Source organism: Rhizobium sp. WYCCWR10014 (assembly GCF_001657485.1).
GTDB lineage: Bacteria > Pseudomonadota > Alphaproteobacteria > Rhizobiales > Rhizobiaceae > Rhizobium.
In genome coordinates this window covers 180,017-194,472 of sequence record NZ_LXFU01000031.1, presented here as the reverse complement: position 1 = coordinate 194,472, position 14,456 = coordinate 180,017, and the positions used below count along the sequence as shown (strand labels likewise).

Sequence of the window (14,456 nt, the reverse complement as noted above, 5' to 3'; positions counted from 1 at the left end):
CTATGTGGTGAACCAATAGCGGACGATGTGGAAGAATAGAGGTGCGGCGAAGGTGATGGAGTCCAGGCGGTCGAGCACGCCGCCATGGCCCTCGATCACATAGCCCCAGTCCTTGGCATTGAGATCGCGCTTGATGGCCGAGAGCACGAAGCCGCCGAAGAAGCCGGCGACGACGATGACCGTGCTGATCGCTGCGGCCTGTAGCGGGGAGAAGGGCGTCAGGCGATATAGCAGTGTTCCCACGAGGATGGCCGAGGCGCCGCCTCCGACCAGCCCTTCGATCGTCTTCGACGGGCTGATATTCGGCGAGAAACGGTGCTTTCCGAGGAGCTTGCCCCAGACATACTGGAAGACGTCGCTGAGCTGCACGACCACGACCAGATAGACGAGAAGAAGTGCGGACGGTGTGCCGGTCTCCAGCATGAGAAGCGCGGGAGCGTGGCTGATCGAATAGACCGTCAGCATCAATCCCCATTGCACCCTGGCGCTGCGGGCGAGGAATTCGTTGACGTCACCCGTCAAGGTCGCCACCGCCGGCAGGATCAGGAAGGCATAAACCGGGATGAAGATCGCAAAGAGGCCGTACCACTCCGTTCCGAGCAGCACGTAATGCAGCGGCAGCACAACGAAGAAAGACAGGAAAAGCGCCAGGTGATCGCCGCGCCGCGATGGTGTCAGGGTCCAGAATTCGCGAAGCGCCATAAAGGATAGGAATGCGAACAGGATGACGGTCGCCGTGTCACCGAGCAGGATTGCCCCGCCGAACACTGCGACCATGATCCACCAGGAGCGGATACGGGCGTTGAGATTTTGGACGGTGGCGACGGAGCCGGGCTGGGTCGCACGCCGCTGAAGGATGAAACCGATGGCCGAGGCGACGGCAAGCAGGCCGAGGATCGCGGCCAGCACGATGGAGAACAGACTGGTCATGCGGTATGCCCCCCATCTGCGAGTTCAATGACCGCGGCGCGCGCGCGAGCCAGGAAGCTGTCCTTTTCCTCGCCCGGTTCGACGCGGAGCGGTTTGCCGAAGCGCGCCGTGCAGGTGATCGGGACGATCAGCATGCTTCCCTTCGGCAGGATGCGCTGAAGGTTGTCGAGATGGATCGGTACGAGATCGACATCCGGAAAACGGCAGGCGAGGCGATAGATGCCGCTGCGGAACGGCGCGATCTCATCGGTGGCGCTTCTCGTTCCCTCAGGAAAAATCAGGATCGAACGGCCTTCCTCGAGCAGGCGCTCGAGAGGCTCCAGCGGGTTGCTGTCCGGCGCAGGCTTGCGGTCTATCAGGACGGCGCGCAGGCATTTCTCCGCGATGAAGCGGCGAAGTGCGCTCGTTCCCCAATAGTCTCGTGCGGCGACCGGATGGGTCAGCCGGCGCACCGGCCACGGCAGGGCGGCCATGACGGCGACGGTATCGACATGGCTGTTGTGATTGGCGAAATAGATGCGGCGGCGGGGATCGGGCGCGCAGCCCCGCCACTCGCTTCGGGCGCCGACCAGGATACGGACGAACAGCACGAGTAGGCGACGAATGAGCGCGATCATAGTCTCTCCAGCGAACGGGCAAGCGTTATCGTGCGTGTGATGCAGGTGACAAGGCTGCCGGCCGCGATGACCGCCGATGCCAGGATCAGCGACCAGTGGCTGCCTGATATCAGCGTCTCCAAGCTCTGGGCGAGGAGGCCCGCCGTCAGCACCGCCATGCGGCGCTGCTTGGCCATGACGCCGCTGAAGTCCTGGGGAAGACCGACCGCTCCTCCGAAGACCCTGATATAGGCAGTGAGTGCGGCGAGCAGCGCAGCCAGCCAGCCGAGCCAGCCAAAGCCGCAGGCATAGCCAGCCGCGACGAGAAACAGGCTGTCGGCCACCCGGTCGGGGAATTCATTGTAGAGCGGCCCGCTCTTGGTTTTCTTGCCGCCTTCGATCGCGACCATTCCGTCCAGCAGATTGCAGACGAGCCGCAGCTGCACCGAGATCGCGGCGCAAACCATGGCAATCGGATGTGTTGTGAAAACGATGAGTGCTGCGCCTATACCCGCGAACACGACCGATAAAAGCGAAATGCCGTTCGGTGTCGCGCCGCTCCGCGCCAGCCACGCGCTGAGGCCGATGGCCCAGGACGACGACCGGCTCGCGATCGGTCGCCGCGAGGCGCCCTCTTCTTCCCCCATTTCATGTCCCCCAACCCCGATGATCCTTGCATATCCTGCCAATTGCGTCGCGCCAAGCCGCGGCGCCATACAGTTCGGAAAAAATGGCTGCAGAACGCAAGGCCCAACAGATTGAACAGCCTGATTTTTAAGCCTGTTTGCTGCTTGACACATTTTTGGGCGCTACTATGATTTTTGAACCAAATGGTAAAAAAGGGGAACAATCAATGACCAAAGATATCCTGATTTCACGCCGGGCAGTGATCGCGTCCGGCATTGCGCTTGGGGTCAGCGGCTTTGCCCCGCTGGCAAGGGCGGCCGCGCCGCTGAAGGTTGCCGGCATTCATGCGTCGCCGGTCGAAAATGCCTGGAACTCCTGTCTGCACAAGGCCCTGCAGGACGCGGCCAAGGAAGGCGTCATCGAATATGTCTTCTCCGAAGGTGTCTCCGGCACCGATTATCCCCGCGCCATGCGTGAATATGCCGAACAGGGCAACAAGCTGATTATCGGCGAGGCCTATGCGGTGGAGAAAGAGGCCCGGCAGGTCGCGGCCGATTATCCCGATACCGCTTTCGTGCTGGGTTCTAGCGGCGAGCAGGCCGGCGACAATTTCGGCGTCTTCGGCACCTGGAACCATGACGGCGCCTATCTTGCCGGCATGCTGGCGGGCAAGATGACCAAGTCGAATGTCGTCGGTTCGGTCGGCGCCATTCCGATCCCGGAGGTCAACATGCTGATCAACGCCTTCGCGGCCGGCGTCAAGGCGGTCAACCCGGACGCAAAGCACCTCGTGTCGTTCATCGGCACCTTCTTCGATCCGCCGAAGGCTCGCGAAGCCGGTCTTGCCCAGATCGACGCCGGCGCCGACATCCTGTTCGGCGAGCGCATCGGCACCGCCGATGCCGCCAAGGAGCGCGGCATCAAGTCGGTCGGCTCGCTGATCGACTATACGCCACGTTATCCGGATACGGTGTTTGCCAACGCCATGTGGTATTTCCGCCCGATCCTGGACGCTGCGATCGCCGATGTCGCTGCCGGAAAGCCGGTCGGCAGGAACTACACGTCCTACGGCCTGATGAAGGAAGGCGGCAGCGATATCGTCTTCGTCAAGGGCGTCGCGCCCGCCGACGCAGAGGCTGCGATGGAGGCCAAACGGGCGGAGATCAAGGCCGGCACCTTCGAAGTTCCGAAGATGATGGACGAGCCGAAGTAAACAGGCTGATGCAAGGCGATGCGACCGATCTGGCGGCAGCGATCAGGCAAGGCAACCTGAGCGCTGCGGAGGCGATGCAGGCTTCTCTTGCCGCAGCCGAGCGGCAGGAGCCGCTCGGCGCGATCGCCTATCTCCATGCCGCCATGGGTCTCGCCTCGGCAGACGCCCGCGACCGGGAACGGCAGAGCGAGCCCGATCGCTTTGCCGCAAGGCCGTTTGCCGGCGTGCCGACCTTGGCGAAGGATCTCGGCGGCCCCTTCGCCGGGCTGCCGGTAACGGCCGGCTCCCGTCTCTTCGAAAGAAAAGGAGGCGAAGCCGATTCCGATCTCGCTGCCCGTTTCCGAGACGTCGGCTTTTGTCTGTTCGGCCTGACGACCAGCCCGGAATTTGGTCTGTCGCTCGCCAGCGAACCGGCGATCGGGCCTGTCTGTCGCAACCCACTCGATCCGGCCCGGACCGCGGGTGGCTCCTCCGGCGGGGCGGCGGCAGCGGTTGCCGCCGGCATCGTCGCGATTGCGCATGCCACCGATGCCGGCGGTTCGATCCGTGTGCCGGCTGCCTGCTGCGGCCTTGTTGGAATGAAGCCGACGCGCGGCGCCATCCCCGGCGGGCCATCCTTTGGCAATCACCTCGCCGGTATCGCGAGCGAACTCTCCGTCTGCCGCTCGGTGCGGGATACGGCGCTGATTTTCGACGGACTGAGCGGCAATTCACGAGGTCCCTTTGCGGATACCTCCCCTGTCGATATCGACAACGAGCGTTTGCGGATCGGCCTCTTGTCCGATACCGGCGCGGCCTATCCGACCGAGGGTGATCGGCTCGCAGCCGTCGAGGATGCGGCTCGTGCCCTCGAGAACGACGGACACGTTATCGTCCCGCTAAGCTGGGTCGAGTTCGAATCGAGCGTCGCCGCCAGCGGCCGCGCCTTCGCCGATATTGTCTCCGTCAACCTTGCGGCGCTCATCGAGGCTGCGGCTCTTGATGAAAGCAGGGCTGAGCCTCTGACGCAGGCTTTCGCGGCGCGCGGACGGGCGCTGCCGGCGACATCGCTCTGGAACACGCTGAGCGATGCCGTCCTGGTGAGCCATAAGCTCTGGGCGCTATTCGACAGGGTCGATTGCATCCTCATGCCGATGCTTTCGTTTGCGCCTCTTGCGATCGGCTCCTTTCCGTCCGATCATGCCGACACGGATCTGCATCTCGAGCGGATGACGGCATTTGCGCCGCTTGCCTGCCTCGCCAATATTTCGGGTTTTCCTGCTTTGACGCTGGCTTTCGGACAGGATGAGCATGCCATGCCGCTGCCGGTGCAGATCATGGCGCCGATGGGTCACGAGCCGCGGCTGCTGTCGTTTGCCGCGCGCCTGGAGGCCGAGGGACGATGGCAGCACCGTTTTCCTGTGGCGGGATTGCCGTCATGACCGGGCCTATGCTGGAAATTATCGGCGTCAGCAAGCGCTTCGGCGACAATCTCGCCAATGACGATATCTCCATGACGCTTGCCAGGGGCGAGGTCGTGGCCCTGCTCGGCGAAAATGGTGCGGGCAAGACCACGCTGATGAGCATCCTTTTCGGCCACTACATGCCGGATGCCGGCCGCATTCTGATCGAGGGCACGGAGGTGCCGCAGGGCAAGCCGCGTGCGGCGATCCGTGCCGGCGTCGGCATGGTGCATCAGCATTTCTCGCTTGCGCCCAATCTGACCGTTCTCGAAAATGTCATGACCGGCACCGAAAGATTGTGGTCCTGGCGCTCGGGAACATCGGCGGCGCGGAACAAGCTTTTGGCAATTTCTGGGCGCTTCGGCCTTAAGGTCGATCCGGATGCCCGCCTTGGTGACCTGTCGGTCGGCGAAGAGCAGCGCGTCGAGATCCTCAAGGCGCTCTATAATGATGCCCGCATCCTGATCCTCGATGAGCCGACGGCAGTGTTGACCAATATCGAGGCCGAACGGCTGTTCACGACACTGAAGGAAATGGCCCGCCAGGGCCTGTCGCTGATCTTCATCTCCCACAAGCTCGACGAGGTCATGGCGGCCGCCGATCGTATCGTCGTCCTGCGCGGCGGCAAGATGGTCGCCGAACGCAAGGCGTCGGAAACCAGCAAGGCGGAACTCGCCGAGCTGATGGTCGGCCGCCGCGTCACAAGGCCCGTACGCGAGCCGTCGACACCGGGTGCCGTTGCCCTCGAAGCGGCCGATGTGACGGTGCGTATCGGCGGCGTCGATCGGCTGAAATCGATCAGTTTCCGCCTGCACCAGGGCGAGATCCTCGGCATCATCGGCGTTTCCGGCAATGGCCAGGCGGCATTGGCGCATCTTCTCTCCGGCACGCTCTCGCGGAGTGCCGGCGACCTTCTGCTGTTCGGGGAAGCCATCGGCAATCTCGGCGTTGCCGATGTCGTCGAAGCCGGCATCGGCCGCATTCCCGAGGATCGCAACGAGGAGGGCGTGATCGGCGAAATGGCGATCTGGGAAAACGTCGTGCTGGAGCGCATCACCTCACCGGCCTTTTCGCGGCATGGCCTCGTCAACCGCAAGGCGGGCATGGCCTTCGCGAGCGAAATTATCGACGGATTCGATGTACGCGGCGGCGGCCCCGCCATCCGCACCCGGCTGCTTTCCGGCGGCAATATGCAGAAGCTCATTCTCGGCCGAAACCTGCATCGGCGGCCGCGCATCCTGATCGCCGCGCAGCCCGCGCGTGGCCTCGATGAAGGGGCCGTGGCAGCCGTGCACGCACGCCTGCTCGAAGCCCGCCGGCAGGGCACCGCCGTGCTGTTGATCTCGGAGGATCTCGACGAGGTGATCGCGCTTGCCGATCGCATACAGGCAATCGTCGGCGGCCGCCTGTCACCGCCCGTCGAAGCCGACGGTGCGGATGCCCGCAGGCTGGGACTGATGATGGCTGGCGAATGGCAGGAAAGCCCAGAGGCCGATCATGCGATTTGAGCGCCGCGAACACCGCCCGCTTTACCTGCTGATCGTCACGCCTGTCATCGCGGTCATCGCAGCGCTGGCGCTGGCGGGTATCCTGATATCAATCGCCGGCGCGCCGGTTCTCGATGCCTATTGGCGCATCCTGATCGGTGCCTTCGGCTCGCGGCTTTCGGCCACCGAAACGCTGACGCGGGCAACGCCGCTGATGCTGACGGGGCTTGCCGCCGCCGTCGCCTTCCGGGCGCGGCTCTGGAATATCGGCGCCGAAGGCCAGTTTTATCTCGGCGCCATCGCCGTTGCGGCGGCGAGTTCGAGACTGCTGGGTAATCTTCCCGGCCCCATTCTCATTCCGCTGCTGCTGCTGGTCGGCGCCATTGCCGGCATGGTGCTGATCCTGATTCCGCTCTGGCTCCGGCTGCGCTTCTCGGTCGATGAGGTCGTCACCAGCCTGCTCCTGAATTTCATCGCCGTGCTCTTCGTCTCGATGCTGATCGACGGCGTTCTCAAGGACCCGCTCGCCTTCGGCTGGCCGCAGTCGCAATCCGTTAGCGATCACGCCATGCTGCCGAAGCTGATCGCCCGCTCGCGCCTGCATATCGGCTTTGCGATCGCGATAGCGCTGGCCATCATCGTCCATTTCGTCCAGTCGCGCACCGTGTTCGGCATGCAGTCTCGCGCCGCGGGCCTCAATCCCGGCGGCGCGGTCTTCGCCGGCGTCCCGCTCGGCAGAACGCTGGTGAAGGTCGCCTGCCTTTCGGGCGGGCTTGCAGGGTTGGCGGGGGCGATCGAGGTCATGGGCGTCAAGGGTTATGTGACGACCGATCTGTCGCCCGGCTTCGGCTATGCCGGCATTGTCGTTGCCATGCTCGCCAACCTCAATCCGCTCGGCGTCGTTTTCGCCGCCATCTTCACCGCCACCATGTTCGTGGGCGCGGATGGCATGAGCCGTGGTCTCGGCATCCCCACCTATATCGCCGACGTCACGGTGGCGCTGTCACTGCTGACGATGCTGATTGCCTTGTTCTTCACCCAATACAGGATCCGGCGATGATGCAACTGTTCGACATCATTGCTTCCGCCGGGCTCTGGGCGGCAATCCTGCGGATCGCCACGCCGCTGATTTTCGGCACGCTCGGCGCACTGCTCTGCGAACGGGCCGGCGTGCTCAATCTCGGCATCGAGGGCATCATGACCTTCGGCGCAATGATCGGCTGGCTTTCCGTCTATCACGGCGCCGATCTCTGGACCGGCCTGCTGATTGCGGCGCTAGCCGGCGGCGTCTTCGGCTTGTTACATGCGGGCCTGACGGTGACGCTCGGCCTCTCCCAGCATGTCTCCGGTCTCGGCGTCACGCTGTTTGCCTCGAGCTTCAGCTATTATGTCTTCCGGCTGATCGTGCCGCTTGCCAATACTCCGCCCACCATCGTGCCGTTCCAGCCGATCGCGATATCTGGTCTTTCGACGCTGCCTTTCATCGGGCCGGCTTTCTTCACGCAGACGGCGCCGACCTATCTTGCGATCGCCATCGCCCTGCTGATGGCCTACATCATCTTCCGCACGCCGGTGGGGCTTGCAATTCGCATGACCGGCGAGAACCCGCATGCGGCGGAAGCCCAGGGCGTCAATCCGATGAAGGTGCGCTACGGCGCGGTGATTGCTGGAAGCGCGCTGATGGGTATGGGCGGCGCTTTCCTGACATTGTCGGCGTTCAACAGCTTCTTTCCGACCATGGTGCAGGGGCGCGGCTGGATCTGCATCGCGCTCGTCGTCTTCGCCTCCTGGCGGCCCGGCCGCGCGCTTTTCGGCGCCCTGCTCTTTGCCTTCTTTGACGCCTTTCAGCTTCGGCTGCAAACCGCGCTGAGCGGGCTCGTTCCCTATCAGCTCTTTCTGATGACGCCCTATATCCTTTCCATTGCCGCCCTTGCCGTCATGGCCCGCCGCGCCCGCGTTCCGCAGGCGCTGATGCAGCCCTATCGGCGCGGCGAACGCTGAACCACTTCTGTCCAATGAGGCTCCGATGTTCGATCTGATCGTCAGAAATGCAAATCTCCCCGATGGCCGAAAGGGGATCGATATTGGTATCCAGGGCGGCAAGATCCTCGCTGTCGAGCCTAATCTCCAGGCGCAGGCAGGAGAAGAGATCGACGCGACCGGTAGGCTGGTCAGCCCGCCCTTCGTCGATCCGCATTTCCATATGGACGCCACGCTGTCGCTCGGCCTGCCGCGCATGAACGTGTCCGGTACCCTGCTCGAGGGCATCGCGCTCTGGGGAGAGCTGCGCCCGATCGTGACGAAGGAGGAACTGGTCGATCGCGCGCTGCGTTATTGCGATCTCGCGGTCACTCAGGGCCTGCTCTTCATCCGCAGCCATGTCGACACCAGCGATCCGAGGCTGGTGACCGTTGAGGCAATGATCGAGGTTCGCGAAAAGATCGCGCCCTATATCGATCTGCAGCTGGTCGCCTTCCCGCAGGATGGTTATTACCGCTCGCCGGGCGCGATCGACGCGCTCAACCGCGCTCTCGACATGGGCGTCGATATCGTCGGCGGCATTCCCCACTTCGAACGGACGATGGGCGAAGGCACGGCGTCGGTCGAGGCGCTCTGCCGGATCGCCGCCGATCGCGGCCTGCCGGTCGATATACATTGCGACGAAACCGACGATCCGCTCTCGCGCCATATCGAGACGCTGGCTGCGGAAACCATCCGCTTCGGTTTGCAGGGGCGCGTCGCCGGCTCGCATCTGACCTCGATGCATTCGATGGACAATTATTATGTTTCCAAGCTCATTCCGCTGATGGCGGAGGCCGAGATCAACGTCATCCCCAATCCGCTGATCAACATCATGCTGCAGGGCCGGCATGACACCTATCCGAAACGCCGCGGCATGACCCGCGTGCGTGAGCTGATGGATGCCGGGCTCAATGTCTCCTTCGGGCACGATTGCGTCATGGATCCCTGGTATTCGATGGGATCGGGCGACATGCTGGAGGTCGGCCATATGGCAATCCATGTCGCGCAGATGGCCGGCATCGACGACAAGAAGAAGATCTTCGACGCGCTGACCGTCAATTCGGCAAAGACGATGGGCCTTGCAGGTTACGGCCTGGAAAAAGGATGCAACGCCGACCTCCTCATCCTCCAGGCCAGCGACACGCTGGAAGCACTGCGGCTGAAACCCAACCGCCTGGCGGTGATCCGCCGCGGCAAGGTCATCGCCCGCTCGGCGCCGCGCATCGGCGAGCTTTTCCTGAACGGTCGCCCGGCACGGATCGACGGCGGCCTGGATTACGTGCCTCGTTATTGAGATGCGGCGGGGTTTTCCGGCTTACCGGAGCAGCTTTCATCTGCGCCAAAACAAAAAGGCCGCGAAGTCGATATCTCCGTGAAGCATTCGCTTCACCTGACCGTCGCATAGCATCGGGTTTCGCGACATCGCAAGGATCAGTCGCAAAGCGTCGCTTTGATCGGGATTGTCGCAACAGCTTGACGAATCAGCACCTACTCGACAATTTTATTTCGGCGTGGCCTGCGCCTAACCTCCCAGACCTTCCCCGGCATGGTCTTGAACGGAGGCAAAGGGACTTTCGTCTCAGGCCGCTGTCTTGGTCCGATCGTTTCGGGCGGGTTGCTGGGGAACTGCGTCCGAGACGTGAAAGGCCTGACAATGACGCAAAACGGAAATCTCAAACGCCTTGTACGTGCTCGCGCAGCCAAAACCGGCGAATCTTACACCGCAGCTCTTCAACATATCCGCCAACTACCGGATGAGCCCGTGATCCGTTCAATACGGATCGCTGTCGCCCAAACATCGTTGTTCAACGATCCTCGTGATATTTCGGCGCTCCGTGCCAGCGGAGCGGAAATGCGCCGACTTATGGAGGAAGCCCATGAGACAGGCGCTCGCCTCATACACTTCCCCGAGGGAGCGACCTGTTCGCCTAACAAGCGCATCATGTCTGAGAATGGACCTCGGGAAATTGGCCCGTCCGATTGGACGCGCTACGAATGGAGTGTTTTGCGGGAGGAACTGGAGGCAACCAGAAAATGTGCGAGCGAACTTAAGCTATGGACGATATTTGGTTCCGTCCATCAGCTCACTTCGCCACATCGACCGCATAACAGTCTCTACGTGATATCCGATCGTGGAGAGCTGGTGACACGCTACGACGAGCGTCTGCTATCGAATACGAAAATCTCTTTTATGTACTCGCCGGGAAAAAATCCGGTGACCTTTGAGGTGGATGGTCTCCGTTTTGGCTGCTCGATGGGCATGGAACTGCATTATCCGGAAATTTTCACAGAATATGAACGGCATGATGTCGATTGCGTACTGTTCTCCACCACAGGCGAGACGCCTTCAACGCCTTCACTGGCTTTCGCTGCAGAGGCATTAGGACACGCTGCTAGTAATTCCTACTGGATCAGTTTCTCGGCCCATGCGCCGCAGAGCTTCACGGTCCCTTCCGGAATAGCTGCGCCTGACGGGCAATGGACGGTACGATGCCCCACAAGTGGGGAAGCTGCGATCGCAGTTACGACCATCAGAAACGATCCAGAGTCTCCTGCAAGACCTTGGCGGCGAAACGCTCGCGCCGACCTTTACACGCCTCACCAGATAAATGGTGATCCGAGGAGTGACGGTCGCAACCTATTCTGACGAATGGGCGTTGGTCAGCGGGGTGGGTTTACCCGCTGACCTCCCGTGCACGGCAAGGACGAATTTCCTGCCTTGTCGCGGAGATCCTGACTTCCGAACGCGGCAAAAGTCGGGATTTTTGCAACACACGGGTAGCGACACAGATGGGGTGGAAAGCAGACGAGCAGCTCTGCGACGCGCGGGCAGCAAAACCGGACCTCAGTCTAATGCCACGTCGGCCAAATGCATCACATCTAGAGAACGGCACTGCCACTTGGACCGCGCAAGCTATTGAGAGTGCGCGGTGGTGACGTGGCGCAGAATTCTTGAATTATTCACCGCGTATTTTTGCCGCGAAGGCGTTGATCTCTTCAACGCTTGCCAACCGTGTTACCGACTTTCCCCGCTCTTCCGCCTCGCTGCATAAGGCGCGAATTTTAGGCATCCACGATTGCTCAACCTCCCAGATAGCTTGGAACAGAGCTTCCGTAGGCGGCATTGCTGATAGTCCACCCGGTGTGTGTTCAAGGGCACCTCTCACCCATGAAATTTGTCGTTCGGCCGCCAACCAAAAATGCATCCATAGCGGCATGTCGATCAGGATAATTTCGGTCGCGCGGCCTAGCCGTTGGGGGATTAGGTCGAGCCTCCCTAGACCGTCGATCACCCACCTGTTTTCAGCAATTACAGTGGCATGTTGACGCTCGTAGACTTCGGGCGGATTTTCTACCCAGCCCTCCTGCCAGAGCAACTTGTCAATCTCGGTATGAGGTGTCCCAAATGCGCTCGCGATCTCACGCGCAAGTGTCGACTTTCCCCCTCCAGCATTTCCAACAATAGCAGTGCGCGTCATGACCGATGCTCCTTCTACAAAAGGTAGCAGATCAACCCATTCAGAGACAATTTTTGGCTACTGGTATTCGTTGCAAAATCGCCGTTATGCACCGCGCCCAGCAATCCCAAAAGTAATTCACATTTTGGGTTACGGGCTGAGCGAAGGCGCACCCCTTCAATCCGTCTTAGCCCGGAGCCTACTTCTTCGAAGCCTCATAAAGCGCCTTGGTTTCCGCGTTCATCGGGTACAGGCCGGGCAGCGATACGCCTTCATCGATCCTGGTCATGATCCAGGCTTCCATGCGCTCCTGTTCCGGGGCTTCCGCCAGCACCGCCTCGAGCAGATCCGCTGGAATCAGCACCGCGCCGTCCTGGTCGACGACGATGATGTCATCGGGGAAAACAGCCACGCCGCCGCAGCCGATCGGTTGCTGCCAGGCGACGAAGGTGAGGCCGGCGACCGAAGGGGGTGCTGCGACGCCGCTGCACCAGACCGGCAGGTTGGCATCGAGCACGCCGGCAAGGTCGCGCACGACGCCGTCGGTGATGAGTGCGGCAACGCCTCTCTTCTGCATGCGGGCGCAGAGAATATCGCCGAAGATGCCGGCATCGGTGACGCCCATCGCATCGACGACGGCGACACAGCCCTCCGGCATCGCCTCGATCGCGGCGCGGGTCGAGATCGGCGAAGCCCAGGATGCCGGCGTCGCCAGATCTTCGCGAGCCGGCACGAAGCGCAGGGTGAAGGCCGGGCCGACGATGCGCGGCTGGCCGGGCTTCAGGGGAACGGCGCCGCGGATCCAGACGTTCCGCAGGCCCTTCTTCAGAAGAACGGTCGTTAGGGTCGCCGTCGAGACGGTCTTGAGGGTTTCTATCGCTTCAGCGCTGAGGGCCATCGGGTATCGGTTCCAATTCGGTTTCTGTCAGATGCTCTGGATCATGCCACCATCGACGCGGATCACCGATCCGGTGAGGTAGGAGGCAGGCTCGCTCGCAAGGAAGGTGACGACATTGCCATATTCTTCCGGCCGGCCATAGCGGCCAAGCGGAATGCTGCCGGTGCTTTCTGCGACGACGTCATCGACGGAGCGGTTTTCGCGTTTGGCCTTCTGCTCGTCGAGGAAGGTGATGCGGCCGGTGGCGATCCGGCCCGGCAGGACGATGTTGACGGTGATGCCGTCGCGCCCGACCTCACGCGCCAGCGTTTTCGACCAGCCGACCAATGACAGGCGCAGCGCATTCGAGATTCCGAGATTGGGGATCGGCGCGACCACGCCCGACGAGGTCGAGGTGACGATGCGCCCCCATTTGCGCGCCCGCATCTGAGGCAGCACGCGATCGGTAATAGCGATGACGGAGAGCACCATGCTCTGGAAATACTGGTTCCAGAGCGTCGGATCCTGGCCGGAGACGGTGGTCGGCGGTGGGCCGCCGGTATTGTTGACGAGGATATCGACCGGTCCGAACTGCTGTTCGATTGCAGCGACATGCGCATCGATCGAACCGAGATCGGAAAGGTCCCATTGCAGAGCCAGTGCCTTGCCGCCTTCGGATTCGATCGCAGCCGTGGTCTTCTCAGCGGCGGCGAGATCGATATCCGCCGCGGCAATTCTGGCGCCTTCGCGCGCAAGCTTGACGGCAATCGCGCTGCCCAATCCGCCGCCGGCGCCGAGCACCAGGGCCGTCTTGTCCTTCAGGCCGAAATCCATTCCATCCGTCTCCTCAATGATCGGCCATCTTTCGGAGCAACGGACTATAAATAAAATATGGCTTCTGCTTCGTTCAAGAGATAGAAAAACTATCGATGGATACGCGTTTTCTCGAAACCTTCATTGTCGTTGCCGAGCGGCACTCGCTGGCGGAGGCGGCCCAGCGGCTGAATCTTACGCCTGCGGCCGTTGCCCAGCGCATCCGCGCATTGGAGGCCGAGCTCGGCGTGCGGCTGCTGGTGCGTTCCGGCCGCGTCATGCGGCCGACGGAGGCGGGTTTTGCCATTCTCGACCGCTGCAGGGATCTGGTGCGCGATACACGCGACTTGAAGGCGATGGCCGGCACCGCGACGATTTCGGGCGAGATGCGGATCGGGGCGATCAATACGGCGCTGACCGGTCTCGTGCCCGACATTCTCCACCGTCTCGCCCAAGACTATCCGCTGATCGAGATCTTCCTCAAGCCGGGCGCTTCGATGGACCTCTATGCCGAGGTTTTGAACGGCGCGCTGGATGCGGCCTTCATCATCGAACCTCGATTTCCGATGCAGAAGACGTTGACCTTCAACAAGCTGCGCCAGGAACCCCTGGTGCTGATCGCTCCGCGGGACTGTGAGGGAGCGGATCCGCTCGAACTGTTGAAGACCCTGCCCTTCATCCGCTACGACCGCAACCAGTGGGGTGGTCACATCGCCGACGAATATCTGCGCGAGATCGGCATCCATCCAGTCGAGCGTTACGAGCTCGACGCGCTGGAGGCAATCGCGGTGATGGTAGACCGCGGTCTCGGAATCTCGATCGTGCCCGATTGGGCGCCGCCCTGGCCGGCTGGCCTTGATATCCTCAAGCTGCCCCTGCCCCGCTCGTCCGCCGTTCGCACGGTCGGCATCGTGGTGACGCGATCCTCGCCGAGGACAAATCTCGTCGCCGCGCTTCTGGAAACCAGCCGCGCGGCGATGGGAGCCTGATC

14 protein-coding genes are annotated in these 14,456 nt (G+C 62.1%); 8 read left to right on the top strand and 6 right to left on the bottom strand.

The window, feature by feature from the left end:
- The 3 genes from A6U98_RS13225 to A6U98_RS13215 are packed head-to-tail and all read right to left on the bottom strand — an operon-like array spanning position 1 to position 2,173.
- Positions 1–930 (bottom strand): phosphatidate cytidylyltransferase, encoded by a 930-nt coding sequence (locus A6U98_RS13225; RefSeq protein ID WP_064650402.1) that lies wholly within the window; start codon positions 928–930, stop codon positions 1–3.
- Positions 927–1,547 carry a lysophospholipid acyltransferase family protein gene (locus A6U98_RS13220; RefSeq protein WP_064650400.1) on the bottom strand — a complete coding sequence of 207 codons (621 nt, stop codon included), beginning with the start codon at positions 1,545–1,547 and terminating at the stop codon, positions 927–929. The genes A6U98_RS13225 and A6U98_RS13220 overlap by 4 nt, the downstream gene beginning before the upstream one ends.
- Positions 1,544–2,173, bottom strand: coding sequence for a CDP-alcohol phosphatidyltransferase family protein (locus A6U98_RS13215; RefSeq protein WP_064650399.1), 630 nt, complete (start codon positions 2,171–2,173; stop codon positions 1,544–1,546). The genes A6U98_RS13220 and A6U98_RS13215 overlap by 4 nt, the downstream gene beginning before the upstream one ends.
- 206 nt (positions 2,174–2,379) lie before the next feature.
- Here A6U98_RS13215 and A6U98_RS13210 point away from each other — a divergent pair, with 206 nt between their 5' ends.
- The 7 genes from A6U98_RS13210 (at position 2,380) to A6U98_RS35845 (ending at position 10,964) form a co-directional block, all read left to right on the top strand.
- Positions 2,380–3,366: a BMP family protein gene (locus A6U98_RS13210; protein WP_018448994.1), complete on the top strand. Its 987-nt coding sequence runs from the start codon at positions 2,380–2,382 to the stop codon at positions 3,364–3,366.
- 8 nt (positions 3,367–3,374) lie between these two features.
- Positions 3,375–4,787 carry an amidase gene (locus A6U98_RS13205; protein WP_064650397.1) on the top strand — a complete coding sequence of 471 codons (1,413 nt, stop codon included), beginning with the start codon at positions 3,375–3,377 and terminating at the stop codon, positions 4,785–4,787.
- Positions 4,784–6,316 carry an ABC transporter ATP-binding protein gene (locus tag A6U98_RS13200; protein ID WP_064650395.1) on the top strand — a complete coding sequence of 511 codons (1,533 nt, stop codon included), beginning with the start codon at positions 4,784–4,786 and terminating at the stop codon, positions 6,314–6,316. Before A6U98_RS13205 ends, A6U98_RS13200 begins: the two co-directional genes overlap by 4 nt.
- Positions 6,306–7,355 carry an ABC transporter permease gene (locus A6U98_RS13195; protein WP_064650392.1) on the top strand — a complete coding sequence of 350 codons (1,050 nt, stop codon included), beginning with the start codon at positions 6,306–6,308 and terminating at the stop codon, positions 7,353–7,355. Before A6U98_RS13200 ends, A6U98_RS13195 begins: the two co-directional genes overlap by 11 nt.
- Complete coding sequence (locus tag A6U98_RS13190; RefSeq protein WP_064650390.1) at positions 7,352–8,296, top strand: ABC transporter permease; 945 nt, start codon at positions 7,352–7,354, stop codon at positions 8,294–8,296. The genes A6U98_RS13195 and A6U98_RS13190 overlap by 4 nt, the downstream gene beginning before the upstream one ends.
- Before the next feature lie 25 nt (positions 8,297–8,321).
- On the top strand, positions 8,322–9,611 hold the full coding sequence (locus tag A6U98_RS13185) for an amidohydrolase family protein (protein WP_064650389.1): 1,290 nt from the start codon (positions 8,322–8,324) through the stop codon (positions 9,609–9,611).
- A 360-nt stretch (positions 9,612–9,971) separates the two neighbouring features.
- The gene (locus A6U98_RS35845; protein ID WP_156667847.1) at positions 9,972–10,964 is read left to right on the top strand and encodes a carbon-nitrogen hydrolase family protein; all 993 of its coding nucleotides are present in this window, start codon (positions 9,972–9,974) and stop codon (positions 10,962–10,964) included.
- Between the two features lie 310 nt (positions 10,965–11,274).
- On the opposite strand, the gene A6U98_RS13180 is transcribed toward A6U98_RS35845, so the two are convergent.
- The 3 genes from A6U98_RS13180 to A6U98_RS13170 form a co-directional block, all read right to left on the bottom strand.
- The gene (locus A6U98_RS13180) at positions 11,275–11,796 is read right to left on the bottom strand and encodes a hypothetical protein (protein WP_064650387.1); all 522 of its coding nucleotides are present in this window, start codon (positions 11,794–11,796) and stop codon (positions 11,275–11,277) included.
- A gap of 178 nt (positions 11,797–11,974) precedes the next feature.
- On the bottom strand, positions 11,975–12,673 hold the full coding sequence (locus A6U98_RS13175; RefSeq protein WP_064650385.1) for a ribonuclease activity regulator RraA: 699 nt from the start codon (positions 12,671–12,673) through the stop codon (positions 11,975–11,977).
- Between the two features lie 27 nt (positions 12,674–12,700).
- Positions 12,701–13,486 (bottom strand): SDR family oxidoreductase, encoded by a 786-nt coding sequence (locus A6U98_RS13170; protein ID WP_064650383.1) that lies wholly within the window; start codon positions 13,484–13,486, stop codon positions 12,701–12,703.
- Between the two features lie 95 nt (positions 13,487–13,581).
- Here A6U98_RS13170 and A6U98_RS13165 point away from each other — a divergent pair, with 95 nt between their 5' ends.
- Positions 13,582–14,454 (top strand): LysR family transcriptional regulator, encoded by an 873-nt coding sequence (locus tag A6U98_RS13165; RefSeq protein WP_064650382.1) that lies wholly within the window; start codon positions 13,582–13,584, stop codon positions 14,452–14,454.
- Positions 14,455–14,456 lie beyond the last annotated feature (2 nt).